Source organism: Nocardioides stalactiti (genome assembly GCF_014180715.1).
GTDB lineage: Bacteria > Actinomycetota > Actinomycetes > Propionibacteriales > Nocardioidaceae > Nocardioides > Nocardioides stalactiti.
Map to the genome: position 1 here is coordinate 1 of NZ_JACEFC010000099.1, position 16,516 is coordinate 16,516.

The 16,516-nt window shown below is 72.2% G+C and carries 18 protein-coding genes; 6 read left to right on the forward strand and 12 right to left on the reverse strand.

What is annotated here, in order from left to right:
• Positions 1-180: 180 nt before the first annotated feature.
• From H0487_RS17190 to H0487_RS17205, 4 genes are all read right to left on the reverse strand, one after another.
• Positions 181-651 (reverse strand): hypothetical protein, encoded by a 471-nt coding sequence (locus tag H0487_RS17190; RefSeq protein ID WP_183095456.1) that lies wholly within the window; start codon positions 649-651, stop codon positions 181-183.
• Between the two features lie 110 nt (positions 652-761).
• On the reverse strand, positions 762-1,175 hold the full coding sequence (locus tag H0487_RS17195; RefSeq protein WP_183095457.1) for a hypothetical protein: 414 nt from the start codon (positions 1,173-1,175) through the stop codon (positions 762-764).
• A gap of 241 nt (positions 1,176-1,416) precedes the next feature.
• On the reverse strand, positions 1,417-1,779 hold the full coding sequence (locus H0487_RS17200; RefSeq protein WP_183095458.1) for a hypothetical protein: 363 nt from the start codon (positions 1,777-1,779) through the stop codon (positions 1,417-1,419).
• 177 nt (positions 1,780-1,956) lie between these two features.
• Positions 1,957-2,535 (reverse strand): hypothetical protein, encoded by a 579-nt coding sequence (locus H0487_RS17205; protein ID WP_183095459.1) that lies wholly within the window; start codon positions 2,533-2,535, stop codon positions 1,957-1,959.
• Positions 2,536-2,759: 224 nt separating this feature from the next.
• Here H0487_RS17205 and H0487_RS17210 point away from each other — a divergent pair, with 224 nt between their 5' ends.
• Entirely contained in the window at positions 2,760-4,148 is a 1,389-nt protein-coding gene (locus H0487_RS17210; RefSeq protein ID WP_183095460.1) for an HNH endonuclease signature motif containing protein, read from the forward strand.
• A 63-nt stretch (positions 4,149-4,211) separates the two neighbouring features.
• Here the strand turns inward: H0487_RS17210 and H0487_RS17215 are convergent, their stop codons facing one another.
• The 5 genes from H0487_RS17215 to pknB all read right to left on the reverse strand — a co-directional run bounded on the left by H0487_RS17215 (position 4,212) and on the right by pknB (position 10,270).
• Positions 4,212-5,078 carry a PASTA domain-containing protein gene (locus tag H0487_RS17215; RefSeq protein ID WP_183095461.1) on the reverse strand — a complete coding sequence of 289 codons (867 nt, stop codon included), beginning with the start codon at positions 5,076-5,078 and terminating at the stop codon, positions 4,212-4,214.
• Positions 5,079-5,159: 81 nt separating this feature from the next.
• Positions 5,160-6,119 carry a zinc ribbon domain-containing protein gene (locus H0487_RS17220; RefSeq protein ID WP_183095462.1) on the reverse strand — a complete coding sequence of 320 codons (960 nt, stop codon included), beginning with the start codon at positions 6,117-6,119 and terminating at the stop codon, positions 5,160-5,162.
• 56 nt (positions 6,120-6,175) lie between these two features.
• Complete coding sequence (gene aroF / locus H0487_RS17225) at positions 6,176-7,231, reverse strand: 3-deoxy-7-phosphoheptulonate synthase (protein ID WP_183095463.1); 1,056 nt, start codon at positions 7,229-7,231, stop codon at positions 6,176-6,178.
• Positions 7,232-7,316: 85 nt separating this feature from the next.
• Positions 7,317-8,216 carry a DMT family transporter gene (locus H0487_RS17230; RefSeq protein WP_312855998.1) on the reverse strand — a complete coding sequence of 300 codons (900 nt, stop codon included), beginning with the start codon at positions 8,214-8,216 and terminating at the stop codon, positions 7,317-7,319.
• Between the two features lie 38 nt (positions 8,217-8,254).
• A complete protein-coding gene (gene pknB / locus H0487_RS17235; protein ID WP_312855999.1) occupies positions 8,255-10,270 on the reverse strand; it encodes a Stk1 family PASTA domain-containing Ser/Thr kinase in 2,016 nt (671 codons plus the stop codon).
• Between the two features lie 150 nt (positions 10,271-10,420).
• On the opposite strand from pknB, the gene H0487_RS17240 reads away from it, so the two are divergent.
• The 3 genes from H0487_RS17240 to H0487_RS17250 are packed head-to-tail and all read left to right on the forward strand — an operon-like array spanning position 10,421 to position 11,786.
• The gene (locus H0487_RS17240; RefSeq protein WP_183095464.1) at positions 10,421-10,801 is read left to right on the forward strand and encodes an Rv2175c family DNA-binding protein; all 381 of its coding nucleotides are present in this window, start codon (positions 10,421-10,423) and stop codon (positions 10,799-10,801) included.
• Positions 10,802-10,855: 54 nt separating this feature from the next.
• On the forward strand, positions 10,856-11,344 hold the full coding sequence (locus H0487_RS17245; RefSeq protein ID WP_312856000.1) for a guanyl-specific ribonuclease: 489 nt from the start codon (positions 10,856-10,858) through the stop codon (positions 11,342-11,344).
• Positions 11,345-11,366: 22 nt separating this feature from the next.
• Entirely contained in the window at positions 11,367-11,786 is a 420-nt protein-coding gene (locus H0487_RS17250; RefSeq protein ID WP_183095465.1) for a barstar family protein, read from the forward strand.
• A gap of 22 nt (positions 11,787-11,808) precedes the next feature.
• Here the strand turns inward: H0487_RS17250 and H0487_RS17255 are convergent, their stop codons facing one another.
• Complete coding sequence (locus H0487_RS17255) at positions 11,809-12,900, reverse strand: polyprenyl synthetase family protein (protein ID WP_183095466.1); 1,092 nt, start codon at positions 12,898-12,900, stop codon at positions 11,809-11,811.
• 75 nt (positions 12,901-12,975) lie between these two features.
• Here H0487_RS17255 and metF point away from each other — a divergent pair, with 75 nt between their 5' ends.
• Entirely contained in the window at positions 12,976-13,866 is an 891-nt protein-coding gene (gene metF / locus H0487_RS17260) for a methylenetetrahydrofolate reductase [NAD(P)H] (protein WP_183095467.1), read from the forward strand.
• A gap of 141 nt (positions 13,867-14,007) precedes the next feature.
• On the opposite strand, the gene H0487_RS17265 is transcribed toward metF, so the two are convergent.
• Positions 14,008-15,315 carry a phytoene desaturase family protein gene (locus H0487_RS17265; RefSeq protein ID WP_183095468.1) on the reverse strand — a complete coding sequence of 436 codons (1,308 nt, stop codon included), beginning with the start codon at positions 15,313-15,315 and terminating at the stop codon, positions 14,008-14,010.
• A gap of 20 nt (positions 15,316-15,335) precedes the next feature.
• Positions 15,336-15,809, reverse strand: a complete 474-nt coding sequence (locus tag H0487_RS17270) for a YbaK/EbsC family protein (protein WP_183095469.1) — start codon at positions 15,807-15,809, stop codon at positions 15,336-15,338.
• Positions 15,810-15,840: 31 nt separating this feature from the next.
• On the opposite strand from H0487_RS17270, the gene H0487_RS17275 reads away from it, so the two are divergent.
• Positions 15,841-16,287 carry a hypothetical protein gene (locus tag H0487_RS17275; RefSeq protein ID WP_183095470.1) on the forward strand — a complete coding sequence of 149 codons (447 nt, stop codon included), beginning with the start codon at positions 15,841-15,843 and terminating at the stop codon, positions 16,285-16,287.
• The last annotated feature ends 229 nt before the right edge of the window (positions 16,288-16,516 follow it).

The following is a 16,516-nucleotide window of genomic DNA, read 5'->3' on the forward strand; positions in this document are numbered from 1 at the left end:
CGAACGTCCGGACGCCGCTGCGTTCGTGGCGGCTGCTCGCGAGGCGGGGGTGCTGGTCGGAGCCGTCGGCGCCCGCACGGTGCGGCTGGTCACCCACCTCGACGTCAGCCGGTCCGACGCCGAGGTCGCGGCCAAGGCGTTGGCCGGGATCTGAGCGCCGCCTCAGCTCCAACCTGACAGCTAGCGCGGCCAGCGGACGCCGTCGGGGGAGCAGAACGAGGTGGTGCCGGCCTCGCCGCCCTCGAGGCAGGACCCGTCGACGAGCGCACGGTCGCCGAGCGGCTCGTCCAGGACGACCTCGTGAGCGACCTGGTCGTTGCCCTGGCAGTCGAAGGAACCGCCCACGGCCGCCTCGACCTCGAACGTGACCACCACCTGCGCGTCCTCGTAGGTCACCGCCGGCTCCAGCACCCTGCCGGTGACCCCGCTGTGGCAGCCCAGCCGAGAGACGCTCGCGGTGAAGGTCGTCGTCCCGCTCGTCAGCTCGGTGCCCCGGCGGATCGACCACACCGCGGCGTCGCCCCGCTTGGCCTGGGTGGTCGGGGCGTCGTTCGACGAGGGCGCGTCGGTCGCTGCGGTCGTGCTGTCCTCACCGCACGCCCCGACGGACGCCACGAGGAGCACGCAGGGCAGGGTCGTCCACAGTCGCATCACTGAACTATGACGCGTGCACGGCTGCTCGCGTTCCCTCGCTCGCCATCGCCCAGGGGTGACACGTTCGCCGGTTCTGCGAAGCCGTTCGGACGTGCGTCGCCCGAGCGCTACGTTCGCTTGAAGAGACGCGCGAGCCAGCCCGACTCCCGTGGTTGCTCCTCGGCGTGCAGGTGCTCGGCGAGCGCGGCGTACGCGGCCTGCGAAACGGTGGAAGCGGGTACCGACGCGGGATCAGGGAGCATCTGCTCGATCTGAGGGTCGTAGCAGATCAGGCCCAGTGCGCTCGCGATGTCAGCCAGCTCGTCTCGCGCGAGCCCCGCGCCGGAGAAGGTCATCGAGAAGTAGATGATGTCGCCGACGGCGTCGGCCGCCAGCGGCGCCGACGCCCAGGGGCACTCCGGACCCGAGTCGTCGTCCAGCTCGGGGAAACGAGCCAAGGCGGCGTCGATGAAGGCCGGGATCGAGTCGGTCGGTCCCGGCTGTTCGCCGTCGCTGTCGAGGAGTTCCTCCATCGCGTCCATCCGACGCTCGTACTCGGCACTCGCGTCGGCATCGCTTGAGGGCTGGGGGCCGTCCCAGACAGCCAGGTCGTACGACATGTGCCGCATCGTGGCACCTCGCCTGCCGTCGCGGGGACGGACAGGCCGACACCGAGCGGCAGAAGCGGGATGCGCCGCGTTCGGGGACATGGCAAGCCACGGCAGTCGCGTCCGCTACTCGGTAGCTCCGTGCACCCCGAGCGGCAACAGAGGGCGCTGGCGTTCAGTCGATGCACTGGTTCCAGACGCCAGCACGCCAAGCGCCCGAGTCAGCGCGCCAGACATCAACCTGAACGAGCCGCCGCCCGTTTCGGTTGAGCAGGTCCACGACCCGCACCGCGTCTTCATCGCCCGCACCAATGTCAACGCCTTGCGCTTGGATCCGTATCGATCCGACGCGACCCCAGTCTCTTGAATCCAACATCGCGTTCTTCAGGCCAGCCCAAGTGGTAGCGCTGGCGACGTCGTCATAGTGGCTTACGCAGTCGGGGTTGCCGCCGGTGCTGCCGGTGGTGGCCGAGCACGAGCTGAGACTCACGCATGCGAGTCCGGCAACGACCGAGAGAACGGCCCGTGTCATGCCCATGGGACGCAGCGTGCCCGCAAACGGTTCCGACGCCCGCTCTTCGGCAACAGCGAGCGTTGTGCGGTGGATCGAGCGTTGTGCGGTGGAGAGCCCGCAGGATCTGCCGATTCAGCACCGCGCACGCCGAGCGGCATTAGCGTGCGGTCTTGCATTCCTCGTCGCGAGCCGCACGCCTTGTCACTGCCAGGCGAGTCGGGACCGGCCGTAGGTACGGTCAACTACGGCTGGATGGCCATCGCGATGTTCAATCGTCGCGAATGCCTGAATTCCGCGAGCTCTCTCCCAGCGGCATGCATGGGCCACTCGAATTCTGAGAGTGCGACCACGGTTGGACACTCGAGTGGGAACGCGCCCACAGAGGATCTGGGGTCCACTGACCTCGTACCGGGTCACCTCTGACGTATCGGAGCCGATTTCGATCCCGATCGCGGGTTGCGAATGGTCGAGGGGATCGAAGGGGCCAAGCCACACGTGTGCATTCCAGTCGTGGACGTCCGCGGCCCGGACACGTCCTCGTAGGGTCAGTTCGATCCAACCTGAGCGACCGTCCTGCAAGACTCTGAGTCGGCGAATGTCAGCCGCGCGCCGCTCCGCTGTTGTGGCAGCGGCGTATACCTCTTGATCGCCCCGTTCGTCGCGCATCACGAACTTCTGCTGGGTCGAAGTGCCGATCAAACCCTGGTCGTCGGCCACGACCGGCGCACTCGAGGCCAGGATCGCGACGGTCGCGACGCTGGCGACGGCGATCAGCTTCATAATGCAACCGTATGCGAGCCAGCAGCTATTCGTCCTCGACTTAGGGCGCGCCCGCCACTCGGCAAAGATCGCGCACGGAGGTCGGCAGTTGCGGGTGGGCCGGACGGGGCCGCGGAGGTGGGGACGGTCGGTATCCGTCCCCAGGTACGGCGGGACGGGGCCTTCTCCACAGGCGGGTCCGGAAGTGTTTCGTAGTGTCGGAGGTGAGGTCTTTACTGTTCGGTATGGATCTCGGGACCGCTTCTCTCTTCGACCTCCCCGCTGCGCGGGTCGAGGTCGACGGAGCGATGGTGTCGGGAGCGGTGACGGCGGCGTCGACCGGGTCGGCGAGCGATGTGCTGCTGTCGGGGATCCGGGCGGTGCAGGGGGTGATCGCGGCGCAGGAGGTCGAGAAGGTGCGGGCGGTCGCGGAGTGGGCGGCGCTGCACGCCGTCGACGACGAGACGACCGCGGCGACGCTGACCGAGCGGGGGCTCGACACCGGTCTGCCGGTCGCGGGTCCGGGGGCGCCGCTGATCAGCGACTTCGCGGTGATGGAGCTCGCTGCCGTGCTGGGGCGGACGCTGGACTCGGGACGGTCCTACGTGGGCCAGGTCGTCGAGCTGGCGTGGCGGCTGCCGCGGACGTGGGCGCGGGTGCTGGCCGGTGAGGTGCCGGTGTGGCGGGCGTTGAAGGTCGCTGACTCGACTCGGCTGCTCCCGTCGGAGGCGGCGGCGTACGTCGACCGGCACCTGGCGCCGTTCGCGCACGGCATGTCCTGGGCACAGGTCGACCGTCTGGTCGAGGAGGCGCTGGTGCGGTTCGACCCCGACGCTGCCGAGGAGCGGCGTCGCGATGCCGACGAGACCCGGCACGTCGACCTCGGCATCGACCAGGTCGACATCAACGGCGTCGCCCACGGGTCGACCGCTCTGGACCTGCCCGACGCCCTGGACCTGGAGAACGCGATCGCCCGCCGGGCCAAGGTCCGCGGTCAGCTGGGTGACACCGACTCCCTCGACGCGCGGCGCGCCAAGGCGCTCGGTGAGATCGCTCGGGAGGACCTGACCCTCGACCTGCCCGTCGCCGACCCCGCGACCGGCGAGATCCTCCGGACCGTGCGCGGCCGGTCGACCGAGCTGGTCTTCCACCTCTCCGAAGCCGCCCTCCACGGCAATGTTGAGGGATCGGTCGCACGGTGCGGCACCACCCGGAAGCCGATCACCGCCGCACAGGTCAAGGACTGGCTCGGCACCACGACCGGAACGATCATCGTCCGACCCGTCCGCGACCTCGCCGGCCACCAGCCGGTCGACTCCTACGAGATCCCCGACCGGATCCGCGCCCAGGTCACCACCCGAGACCACCACTGCGTGTTCCCGCACTGCGCCAAGCCCGCCCAGGCCTGCGACCTCGACCACATCGAGCCGCACGGCGGCGGAGGCGAGACCTGTGCCTGCAACCTGGCCCCACTGTGCCGCGGACACCACCGACTCAAGACGGCGAACCGCGCCCGTTATCGGATGCTGACCCCGGGCACGTACCTGTGGACCACCACCGTCGGCTCCTGGCTGGTCGATCCCACCGGCACGCATGATCTCGGCCCGCGTCGGGCGCGTCCGCCCGAGCGATAGCCACCCCGCCCCACACCCCGCCCACTGGCGGGGCCATCGGCATGTCCGGGCACGCCGTAGGGCTCAGGGGGAACCCATCCGCAGCGCGACGCCCCGGATCCGGTCGTCCTCGTCGACGAACAGGGTGACCGCCCACCAGTCCAGGCAGGCGCCCACGAGGTCCGCGTCCCGCGTGATGGAGATCGGCCGCAGGTCGGCGAGCTCGGCGGGCACCCCGTCGCCGGTGAAGCAACCGGGAATGCCGTCGTGGACCTCGAACCGTCCGCCCGTCGAGGCCACCAGGTCGAGCGCCGAGAACGGGCCGGAGCTCTCGGCATACAGCGCGTCCAGTGACCAGGCCGCCAGCGACGACCGGTCCTCTGGCGAGATCATCGCCGACGTCGGACCACCCTCGATCCCCACCCACAGCGGCCCGTCCCCGAACGGCGCACCGAGCGACGGGTCAGCGGCGAACCGGTAGAACGCGCGGGCCAGGGCGGCGTCCGGCCCGGTGACCGGGCCGAGGTCACCGTCCGCAGGTGAGCACGGGCCGCGGAAGACCGCGAGGTCCAGCTGGGCCGACCGCAGCACGACGTCCTGCCCCTTCGCCAGCAGCGTCCCCGCTGCCGGGCGCTGGGTCACGATCGTCTCGGGCGGTACCGAGCAGTCGGAGACGAGGACCGGCCGGGCCAGCTCGAGCCCCAGGTCCAGCGAGGCGCGCTCACCCTGTCGGAGCCGGATGCCGGCGACCTCGTCCGGCAGGCCGACCAGGTCCGGCATCACGACGCCCAGGTCCGTCGATGTGGACGGCGGCGAGGAGACCGCCGACGACGGCACCGGCGGAGAGGTCGGTTCGACCGCCCGGGTGGCGACGTCGGGCTCAGCGCCGCAACCCGAGGCCACGGCTGCTGCCGCGGCCATTCCGGCCCACGCGCCGCGCCACCGAGTCATCGGTCCACCTCCGCTCGCTCTCCTCGTACGACGCACGAGCAGCGCTGGCGGTTGACCGACCCGCCGGGCCGGCGGCGGGGCTCAGTGGCCGGCGAACACGACCTCGGAGATCGCGGTGAAGTCGCGGCTGTCGGGGCCGGCGCCGGGGTTGCTGACGTCGAGCAGGCGCAGCTCGATCCGGCGGGTGCGGACGGGGGACACCTCGAGCGCCTGCACCTCCTTGGACTTGTCGAGCTCCTGCACGACCTCGGTGCCGTCGTCGAAGACCCAGACGACCTCGCGGATCCGGCGGTTGCTGACGTACCAGTGGTGCGGCGGGTCGTCCTTGGCGTAGCCGTTGATCAGGCCGACGGAGGTGACGATCACCGGACGCTCGAACTTGAAGGCGAGCACCGAGCCGGCGCCGTCACCCGGCATCCGCCAGGCCGTGCGCGGGTCGGCGTCGAGCATGTTGCCCTTGGTGTAGGTGACGCGCTCGCCGTTCTCGTCGTTGCTCGGCGGCGCGGTGTCGGGGACCATGACGCCGATCGGGACCATCACGCTGCCGGGCCCGGGCGGCGCCTTGACCGTGCTGCTGGTCTCACCGACCGGGTCCTCGGCGGTGCTGCCCTCGCTGTCACCGAGGAGCAGGAGCGCCCCGCCGATGAGGGCCGCGAGCGCGAGGGCGCCGAACGCGATCAGCCACGGCAGCGCTGCCCGCCGGTCGGGGCCGTCGGTGGTCTGGCGCGCCACCTCGAAGAGCGGCGGGGGCACGGCGGGGTCGACCGCCTCGACCAGGTCGGCACCGTCGGCGAACAGCGGGTAGCGGGCCGTGGTCGGCTCCGGCCCGAGGTCGGGCGGGGGCGGCGGGGGAGCAGCGGGCCGGTCCTTCGGCCGCTCGACGGTCCCCGAGAGCGGAGAGATGGCGCCGATCCGGACCGAGGTCGGGAAGTCCGAGGGGCTCGACGGCGGGTCAGCGGGCGGCACGGGCACGCGCGCACCGCAGTTGGTGCAGTAGCGGCCCACCCCGAGCTGGTGGCCGCAGTTCGTGCAGTACCTCATGACCGGCTCCAACGACTCATCCCCCTTCGCCGACCCCGTACGTCGACGCAGCGACCCTAACCCGGCGGGAAAGTGCTCGTCGCGTCAGCAGGACAGCGGCCCAGGAGCGGCGGGATCTGGCGCACGGCCTGGGCGAGGGCGCGCAGCTCCGGACCGTGCAGCGCCTGCGGTCCGTCGCACAGCGCCACCTCGGGGTCCGGGTGCACGTCGACGATGATCCCGTCGGCACCCACCCCGATCGCCGCGCGCGACAGCGGGACGACGAGGTCGTTGCGGCCCGACGCGTGGGACGGGTCGACGATGATCGGCAGGTGGCTGGCCGCCTGGACGACCGGCACGGCCGAGATGTCGAGGGTGTTGCGCGTCGCCGGCTCGAACGTCCGGATGCCGCGCTCGCAGAGCACGACGTCGAGGTTGCCGCGCTGCGCGACGTACTCCGCCGCCATCAGCCACTCCTCGATGGTGGCCGTCATGCCGCGCTTGAGGAGGACCGGCTTCCCGGCCTCGCCGACGGCTTGGAGCAGCCCGAAGTTGGCCATGTTGCGGGTGCCGATCTGGAGCATGTCGGCCTGCTCGGCCACCTCCTCGACGTCGCGGGCGTCGACGACCTCGGTGACGATCGGCAGCCCGGTGGCCTGGCCGACGGCCGCGAGGATGTCGAGCCCGCGGCGGCCCAGGCCCTGGAAGGCGTACGGCGACGTGCGCGGCTTGTAGGCGCCCCCGCGCAGCAGCGTCGCCCCGGCGGCCTTGGCCATCGTCGCCGCCTCGAGCGTCTGCTCCGGCGACTCGACGGCGCACGGGCCGGCGATGAACGTGAACGTGGCGGGACCGACCGGCACCTGGGCGCCCGGCTTGCCGACCCAGACCGTCGACCGGTCGGGGTGGTGCTGCCGGCTCACCAGCTTGTAGGGGTCGGAGATCCGGTGGACCGCCGCGACGCCGTGCAGGGTGCGCAGGTTGAGCCCGTGGAAGCTGTCGATGTCACCGACCAGCCCGATGATCGTGCGGTCGACGCCCTGGGAGACGAAGGCCGTGCCGCCGACGGCCTCGACCTTCTCGACGACGTGCGCGACGTCCTCGGCGGTGGCGTCCGGCGCCATGACCACGACCATGGACTCAACGTAGGTCCGAGGCCCCCGCCGCCCGGGCGCGAACTCACGATCCGGACGTGACGTGCGCCTCAGCCGCCCGCCGGGCTCAGACGACGAGGTGGGTGACCTCGGCCTCGACCTTGCGTCGCGGCAACAGCTCGACGAGCACCATCGCCGTCAGCACCATCAGCCCGCCGCCGACCATCCGCGACGTCACGGACTCCCCGCCGAGCAGCACGGCGAAGAACGCGGCGAACACCGGCTCCATGCTCATGATGATCGCGCTGCGCGTCGGCGGCAGGTGGGCCTGTGCCCAGGTCTGGGCGAGCATCGCCGCCGCGCCGGCGACCAGCGCCATGTAGACGACCGAGACCCAGTCGCCGCCGCGCTCGGGGAGGACGATGCCCGCCTCGCCGGAGACCAGCGCCCCCACCAGGCAGATCGTCGCGATGACGAGGACCTGGAGGATCGACATGCCGAGGGCGTCGGCCGGCGTCGACCAGGCGCCCAGCCCGACGATGTGGCACGCGTAGAGGATCGCCGCCACGAGGGTGATCGCCTCGCCGTAGCCGATCGAGAAGCCGTCGAGAGTCAGCACGCCGAGCCCGGCGGTGGCGAGGGCGACGGCCGCCCAGGTGAGCGCGGTGATCCGGGTCCGGAGGACCGCGGCGGCAATGAGCGGCGTGGCGACGACGTAGAGCCCGGTGATGAAGCCGCTCACGCTCGCCGGCGTGTGCGCCAGACCGGCGGTCTGGAGGATCTGCGCGACGCCGTACAGGCTGCCGAGCAGGACCGCTCGGCGCCGGGTCTCCGGGCTGAGCCGGGCGATCGCGCGCGGCGCCACCAGCAGCATCGCGGCGCCCGCGATGAGGAAGCGCACCGCGAGGAAGTCGACCGTCGGCACCCGCTCGAGCAGGTCCTTGATCAGGAAGAACGTGCTGCCCCAGCACGCCGTCATCGCGAGCAGGGCGGCGGCCGCCAGCAGGGAGGTACGACGTTCGGTCACGGTCTCAGCGGTCTCAGCGGGAGCGGGGACGGCCGGCGTCAGACGACGTAGATGACGACGGTGCTGCCCTTCTCGGCCAACGTCCCTCGCGGCGGGTCGGTGCTCCAGGCCCGGCTGCCGTTGAAGTAGATCTGCGCCCGCTCGGTCTCGACCACGAACCCGAGCCCCTCGAGCTCGGCGACCGCCTCGTCGGTCGGCATGTTCCACACCGACGGGATCTCCACCAGCTCCGGGCCCTCGGACACCACGAACTCGACCTCGTCGCCCTTGAACAGGGTGCCGCCGGTCGGCTCGTGGCTGATGACGTCGCCCTCGGCGATCGTGTCGCTGGTCTCGGTCTCCACGAGCTTGACCACGAGCCCGCGCTTCTCGAGCGCAGCCTTGGCCTTCTCGTAGCTCTTGCCGACCCAGTCGCCGACCTGGAGCGGCTCGCGGCCCTGGCTGACGACGAGCCGTACGACGGCGTTGACCGGCAGGTCCTGCGCCTTCGGCGTGTCGTAGGCGGGGTCGCTGCTGATGACGTGGCCCTTGGGCACGGTCTCGGAGAACTGCTCGTCGACCTTGCCGAGCACGAGCTTGTTGTTCTCCAGGGACCGGGTCGCCTCTGCCAGCGTGAGCCCTCGCAGCTTGGGCAGGTCGTGGGTCTCCTCGCCCAACGAGACCGTCACCGTGATGGTGTCGCCCTCGAGGATCCGGGCGCCGGGACCGGGGTCGCTCGCGACGACGTCGCCCTCGTCGACGGTCGTCGAGTAGACGGCGTCGGCGAAGTCGACCTCGAAGCCGGCGTCCTCGATCTTCTGCTCCGCTTCGGCCTGGGTGAGGCCCTGGACCGAGGGTGCGGTCGTGTAGCGCGCCCACCCGTACCAGTAGGCGCCGCTGCCGACTGCGGTCGCGAGGAGGGCGGCGAGGAGCAGCAGCACCAGTCCGCGACGACGACGCCGGGGGCGCGGCGACGCGGGAGCCGCGGTCGCCCGGGCCGGCGGGGCCGGGGGAGTACGACGGGGAGGGGGAGGCGGCAGGTCGTGGTCGAGGCGAGTGGTGCCCTCGGGGAGCGCGGCGTCGCCGGCCAGCAGACCGGCGACCTCCCGGTCGTCCCAGAGCTCGGTGATCGCCTCCGGCATCGTGTCGTCGGAGACGTCGGGCCGCGCCGGGGTGGGCGTCAGGTCGGCGACGAGCTCGGGGTCCTCGCGGACGCCCTCGTGGAGGGCGTGGGTGACCCGGTGGACGTGGTGGAGCAGCACGCCCGCGTCGGACGGCCGCAGCGAACGGTCGCGGGTCGTCGCGCGGGCGACGAGCGCGTCGACGTACGCCGGCAGCGACGGCACCTCGGCGGACGGCGCCGGGACGTCCTCGTGGACGTGCTTGTAGGCGACCGCGATCGGCGACTCGCCCTGGTGCGGCTTGTGGCCGGTCAGCAGCTCGTAGAGGACGACGCCGGCGGCGTAGACGTCGGCCCGGGCGTCCGCCTTGCCGTCGACGACGAGCTCGGGCGCGAGGTAGGACACCGTGCCGATGAGCACGCCGCCGGTCGCGGTGTGCTGGGTCTCGGCGCTGACCGCGCGGGCGAGGCCGAAGTCCGCGACCTTGATCCGGCCGTCGTCGGCGATGAGGACGTTCTCGGGCTTCACGTCGCGGTGGATGACGCCGTTGCGATGGGCGGACGCGAGCGCGGACAGGACGGGGTCGAGGATCGCCAGCGCCCGCTCGGGCGACATCGGCGCCTCCTTGGCGATGGTGTCGCGCAGCGTGTGGCCCGGCACCAGCTCCATCGCGAGGAAGACGGTCCCGTTGTCCTCGCCCTGGTCGTACACGGCGACGACGTTGGGGTGGGAGAGCTTGGCCGCGGACCGGGCCTCGCGCACGAAGCGCGCCGCGAACTCCTCGTCGCCCGTCGTCGCGTCGCCGAGACCTGCGTGCATGATCTTGACGGCGACGGCGCGGTCGAGACGGATGTCGTGGGCCTCGTAGACCGACGCCATGCCGCCCCGCGCGATGCGGTCGCCGATGCGGTAGCGGCCGTCGAGCAGCCGGCCGGCGTGCGGGTCCTCGTGCACAGCGACCCTCCTGTGCAAGTACGTGGGGCTTCCGGCGGGGAAGGTGCCGGAACGGCAAGGATACGGGGCGCCCGTCGACTGTTCCGGCAACCACGCCGCGACGTGACGGCGCGCCGCCCGGCGGCGAGCGGTGCTGGAATGATGGTCCCCATGACCGATCCAGCACCCCGCCTCGCCGACGTCGACCTCGCCGCGCTGGTCGAGGAGTGGCTCGACTGGGACGCCGCGGCCGCGGCCCTCGGAGTCACCCCGGCCAAGGTGCGGACCATGGTCCGCGACCACCAGCTGGCCTCGGCGGTGCCGGAGCCGGGCCGCGGTCCGAGGATCCCTGCGCTCTTCATCGACGCCGAGGGTCTCCCCGTGAAGGGCCTGCCGGGTCTGCTGACCTCCCTGCACGACCAGGGCTTCGACGACCGCGAGTGCATCGCGTGGATCTTCCTCGACGCCGACCTGCCGGGCCGGCCGATCGATGCGCTCCACGAGAACCGCGGCTCGGAGGTCAAGCGCCGTGCGCAGGCGCTCGGCTTCTGAGGCCGCACCGTGGTGACATCGGGGGGCAGGAGGTCGACGGGTGCCGTCGCCTCCGTGGTGGTCGCGCTGCTGGCGGTCGCCGTGTGGTGGCTGCAGGGCGGCGACGGGTCGGACGAGGGTCGCGACGCCACGGCCGAGCCGACGACGAGCCTGACGGCACCGGCCGAGCCCAGTGCCTCGACCGTGACGCCCTCCGTCGCGCCGGCGACGTCCGAGGCGGCGCCGGAGACCGGCGCCGGCATGCCGCCGTACGACGACCTGAGCGGGCTGCCGTACGTCGCGCTGGGCGACCTCCCGCCGGAGGCGGCGGACGTCGTCGACCTCATCGGCACCGGTGGGCCGTTCCCCTACGACAAGGACGGCAGCACCTTCGGCAACTACGAGGGGTTGCTTCCTGACGCCCCGGACGGCTATTACCGGGAGTACACAGTCGAGACACCGGGGTCGGACGACCGGGGCGCCCGTCGCATCGTGGGCGGCGCCGACGGTGAGCTCTACTGGACAGAGGACCACTACGAGTCGTTCGAGGTGATCTGGAGATGACCCCAGCAGTTGCGAGGCACGGATGAGCGGCCTGGCGGCCGTCCTCGCCGGGAGGCACCAGCCCGGCGTCCACCACTGGCACAACCCGGCCCTCCACGTCCCCGACGTGCAGCACGCGGTCGAGCACGCCGGTTGGCAGTTCGGCTACGTCGACGGCGTGGCGCTCGAGACCAAGTCGGAGGTGCTCGGCGCGATCGGTGCCGCGCTCGACTTCCCGGCGCACTACGGCGGCAACGTCGACGCGCTGCGCGACTGCCTGCGTGACATGTCCGCGCCGACGGTGCTGCTCTGGGAGGGCTGGGGCAGCCTGGCCCGCGCCGAGCCGAAGGCGTTCGACAAGATCTGCCGCGCGCTGGCTCGTCACGACGACGACGGTGACCCGGCGTTCGAGGTGCTGCTCCGGGGCCCCGGCCCCGAGACCGGCATGGAGTCGCTGGACTGACCCTGCCCGGTCGGCGCGCCGGTCAGAGCACCCGGCGGGTCGCGGCGGCCGCGAGGCCCTCGAGGACGTCGCACGCGTGCTCGTCGAGGCCGGCGGACGCACGGGCGAGGCCCAGCGCGGTGACGGCCTGCTCGGCGAGCTCGGTGATCTTGGCCTCGACCCGGGCGTGCGCGCCGGAACGATCGATGATGCCGCGCAGGTCGGCGACGTCGTCAGGTCCCAGCGCGGTGCCGAGCGCAGCGTCGAGGCGGGCGGCCTCGTCGTCCGCGGCGGACTCGAGCGCGAGCGCGACCAGCACGGTCCGCTTGCCCTCGACCAGGTCGTCGCCGGCGGGCTTGCCGGTCGTCGCCGGGTCGCCGAACACCCCGAGCAGGTCGTCGCGGAGCTGGAAGGCCTCCCCGAGCGGCAGGCCGAAGCCGGTCAGAGCTGTGAGCGTGTCCGTCCCGGCGCCGGCCAGCGCCGCACCGACGTGGAGCGGCCGCTCGATGGAGTACTTCGCCGACTTGTAGCGGAGCACGGTCATCGCCTGGTCGACCGACGCGACCCCACGACCCTGGACCGAGACGTCGAGGAACTGGCCGGCGATGACCTCCGACCGGCACTGGTCGAGCACGTCGAGCGCCGGGCCCACCCGGTCCCAGCCGAGCCCGCACCGGCGCAGCAGCTCGTCGGACCACGACAGCAGCAGGTCACCCAGCAGGATCGCCGCCGCGGCGCCGTACTGCTCGGGGTCGCCTGGCCAGCCCTGCTGCTGGTGGAGGTCGGCGAACCCGCGATGGGTCGCCGGCCGGCCGCGCCGGGTGTCCGAGGCGTCCATGAGGTCGTCGTGGACGAGGGCGCTGGCGTGGAGGAGCTCGAGGGAGGCGGTCGCCCGCAGCACGGCGCGCTCGTCGTACGACGAGCTCGAGGCGGCCCGGAAGCCCCAGTAGCAGAACGCGGCGCGGAAGCGCTTGCCGCCGGTGACGGAGACCCGCCCCTCGGCGACCAGACGCGCGGCGTCGTCACCGAGCGGGGCGAGCCGGGTGGCCTGCTCGTCGAGGAAGTCGTCGATGGCAGCCTGGAGGTCGGAGCGGAACCGCTCCTGGTCTGCCTGCTCCCACGCCTGCCCGGTCACGGCGTCGACTCTAGAGAAAGCACGGATGGTGGCCGCGATCGGGCCTCCTCGGTCGCCTCTGCCTACACTCCCGCCATGACTACCGGCCGTGGCCGCTCCCTCGGAGACATCATCCGCGAGGGCCAGCGCTCCTACTCTTTCGAGTTCTTCCCGCCGAAGGACGAAGCGGGTGAGGAGCAGCTCTGGAACGCCATCCGCGCGCTCGAGCCCTACCGGCCGACGTTCGTCTCCGTGACCTACGGCGCCGGCGGCAGCACCCGCGACAAGACGGTCGGCATCACCGGTCGGATCGCCCGCGAGACCACGATGGTCCCGATGGCCCACCTCACGTGCGTCGGCCACACCCGCGAGGAGCTCGAGGCGATCCTCGACTCCTACGTCGCCGAGGGCGTGTCCCACGTGATGGCCCTGCGGGGCGATCCGCAGGAGGGGCCCCGGGCGGACTGGACGCCCACCGAGGGCGGACTCAACTACGCCCTCGACCTGGTCGAGCTCGCGCGTTCCCGCGGCGACTTCCGGGTCGGCGTCGCGGCGTTCCCGGAGGGTCACCCGAGCGCGGAGTCGCTCGACGTCGACGCCGACCGGCTGGTGGCCAAGGCCCACGCGGGCGCGGAGTTCGCGGTCACCCAGATGTTCTTCCGGGCGTCGGACTACTTCGCTCTCGTGGAGCGGGTTCGCGACCGCGGCGTCGACATGCCGATCCTGCCGGGCATCATGCCGATCCTGAACCTGAGCGCGATCCGCCGTCAGGGCGAGCTCATCGGCACCTCGGTGCCGCAGGAGATCGTCGACCGGATCACCGCCGCGGGCCCGGAGCCCGACGCGGTCCGCGCCGAGGGCATCACGATCGCCGCGGAGCTCTGCGAGGAGCTGCTCGCGGGCGGCGCGCCCGGCCTGCACTTCTACACGCTGAACCGGTCCAAGGCCACGCTCGAGATCTTCGAGGCCCTCCGCATTTCTGTTTAGCCGAGCGTGTCGCCGCTGGTCGGCGCCTCCTCGGCCTTCGGTCGCTTCCTCGCTCCGGTCGCTGCGCTCCCTGCGCTCGGTCGCGACCGGCGCCCGAGCGTGGCGCCGGCGGCGCCACGCTGCCGGCTCAGTGGTCCTGCCCTACTCGGCCGGACCGATCAGCTGGGCGACCAGCGCCGCTGACTGGGTCACGAACGGCACGCCCGCACCGGGCGCAGCGTGCGCCCCGGCGGCGTAGACGCCAGGGATCGGCGTCGTCGGTCCGAGCCGGTGACGGACCGTGCCACGGCCCTGCCACAGCACGCCGCAGGGGGAGCCGTTCCACAGCTCGACCAGCTCGCGGGGGGACCGGTCGACCCGGACGACGACCTGCTCGCGGACGTCGATCTTGTGGCGGGCGAGCGCGTCGACGATGTCCTCGGCGAGCTTGCCGCGCCCGTGGAGGGTCACGGCCGTGCCACCCTCGGGCGCGGTGCCTCCGGTGCGGACGATGATGAGCGGGTCGGCGTGCAGGACCAGCTCCGCCGGCAGGTCGGGCAGGTCCCCGACGAGCCCGAGGTGCGCGACGACGGGCGGGATCGCGGGCATCGTCCGCTCCACGACCGGGGCCAGCGCGGGCAGGCGGCGCGGGTCGACCGCGACCACGACCGCGTCGACGTCGATCTCGCCGGCCTCGACCCGGACGGCGGCGACCCGGCCCTCGCGGACCACCAGGTCGCGGGCCGGGGACCCGGTGAGCACCGTCACGCCACGGGTCTCGAGCCGCTTCTCGAGCAGGTCGACGATCCGGCCCATGCCGCCGGGCACCGTCCAGGCGCCGAAGCACTGCTCGAGGTAGTTGGTCACGCCGACCCAGGCCGGGACGTTGCGCAGGTCGTGGCCCTCCGCGACCGCCCGGTGCCCGGCGACCAGGCCGAGCCGGTCGTCCCGGAAGTCGCGGCGCAGCCGCTTGTGCAGGGTCTCGCGGGTGCCGAAGAGGGCCGCCAGCTCCTGGGGGACCTCACGCGGGTCCCACGGCACCTCGACGTAGTGCCGGCGCAGGACGTCCCACACGGGGGTGTAGGTGTCCACGTGACGCACCCAGGCCTCGCCGAGACCGGCGCCCAGCTCGTCGAACGCCTCGATCTGCGCGGCCCGCGAGCCGCCCGGGACGCGCACCGTGGTGAGGTCCTCGAACCGGTGCTCGGTGATGACGTCGAGCGGCTCGAGGTCGGCGCCGAGCTCGGTCTCCAACGGTCGTCCGGACTTGCGGAACAGGTCCCGCAGCGCCGCCGGCACCAACGTGGACGAGGCCGACCCGTCCCAGGTGTAGCCGCCCTCGCTGACGACGCCGAGCGCGCCGCCCAGCGTCGGGGACGCCTCGAGGAGCACGACCTGGTGGCCGTTCTTGGCGAGCCGGGCGGCCGATGCGAGGCCGGCGAGCCCGCCGCCGATGACGACGATCCTCATGCTGTGTCCTGTCCGTTCCGTCACTCGACGTCGATCGGGCTGGCGCCCGTGAGGGTGAGGAGCTCGTCGTACGTCGTCGAGAACACCGCGGCCGGGTGGCCCGCCGCTGCCCACACCACGTCGTAGCGCTGGAGCCACGAGTCGAGGTGGGTGGGGACCGGTGCCGGGTGGCCGATGGGGGACACGCCGCCGATCACCTGGCCGGTGTGCTCGCGCACGAACTCCGGGGTCGCCCGGCGCAGCTTGTCCACGCCGAGAGCCGTGGCGGTCTTCTGGGTGTCGACCCGGTGCGCTCCCGAGGTCAGGATGAGGATCGGGGTGCCGCCCGCGTCGAAGAGCAGGCTGTTGGCGATCGCGCCGACCTCGCAGCCCAACGCCTCGGCGGCGAGTGCGGCCGTGTGGACCGCATCGGGCAGAATGACGATCTCGCCGGTGCCGCCGAGTCGCGCGTGCGCGGCACGGAAGCGGCTGATCGATGGGTGTTCGGCCGACATGGGGGTGACCCTAGGGCACCGAGGAGGACGGATGGGCAAGCGACCTGCGTCGGTCGACCTGGCGTCGTGGCTGCTGTGGATCATGTGCGCCGCCGGCCTGGTGATGTCGGTGCTGGTCGTCGTCTTCCGGGACGACCTCGAGGAGGTCTGGTCGCCCGGCCGCTCGGGTGACAGCACGGTCCAGCCCCTCGAGTTCGTGCCGGTGATCCTCGTCCTGTACGGCGTCGTCGCCCTCACCACACTGACCCTCATCCCGATCTTCCGGGCCGGCCACAACTGGGCGCGGCACGCGCTGGCGATGGTGGCGGTCGGCATCCTGCTCGCGACCCTCGCCACCGTGCGGACGATGCCGCCGGCGCTGTTCCGCGGGCTCATCATCGCCGCGGCGGTGCTGGCTGCGGTGACCCTCGTCTTCCTGTGGCACCCCGACTCCCGTCGGCACTGCCGTGCCGAGGTGGAGGAGCCCGCGCACTCTTGACCCTGTGTCGGGGGAGGGGTGTACCGTGGCCGTTGTTCGAACAAATGTTCGAACAATGAGCTCGAGGAGTCGCGATGCACCTGCCCGCCACCACCCACTCCTACCTGATCCGTGCGGCTGAGTCGTTGAGCGAGGCGGTGGCCGCCCGTGACATCGCCGAGCGCTACGCCTGCGCCCACGTGGCGGCCCTGCGATCGGCCGCAGCGCTGCTGGCGGGCCGCGCCCCGGC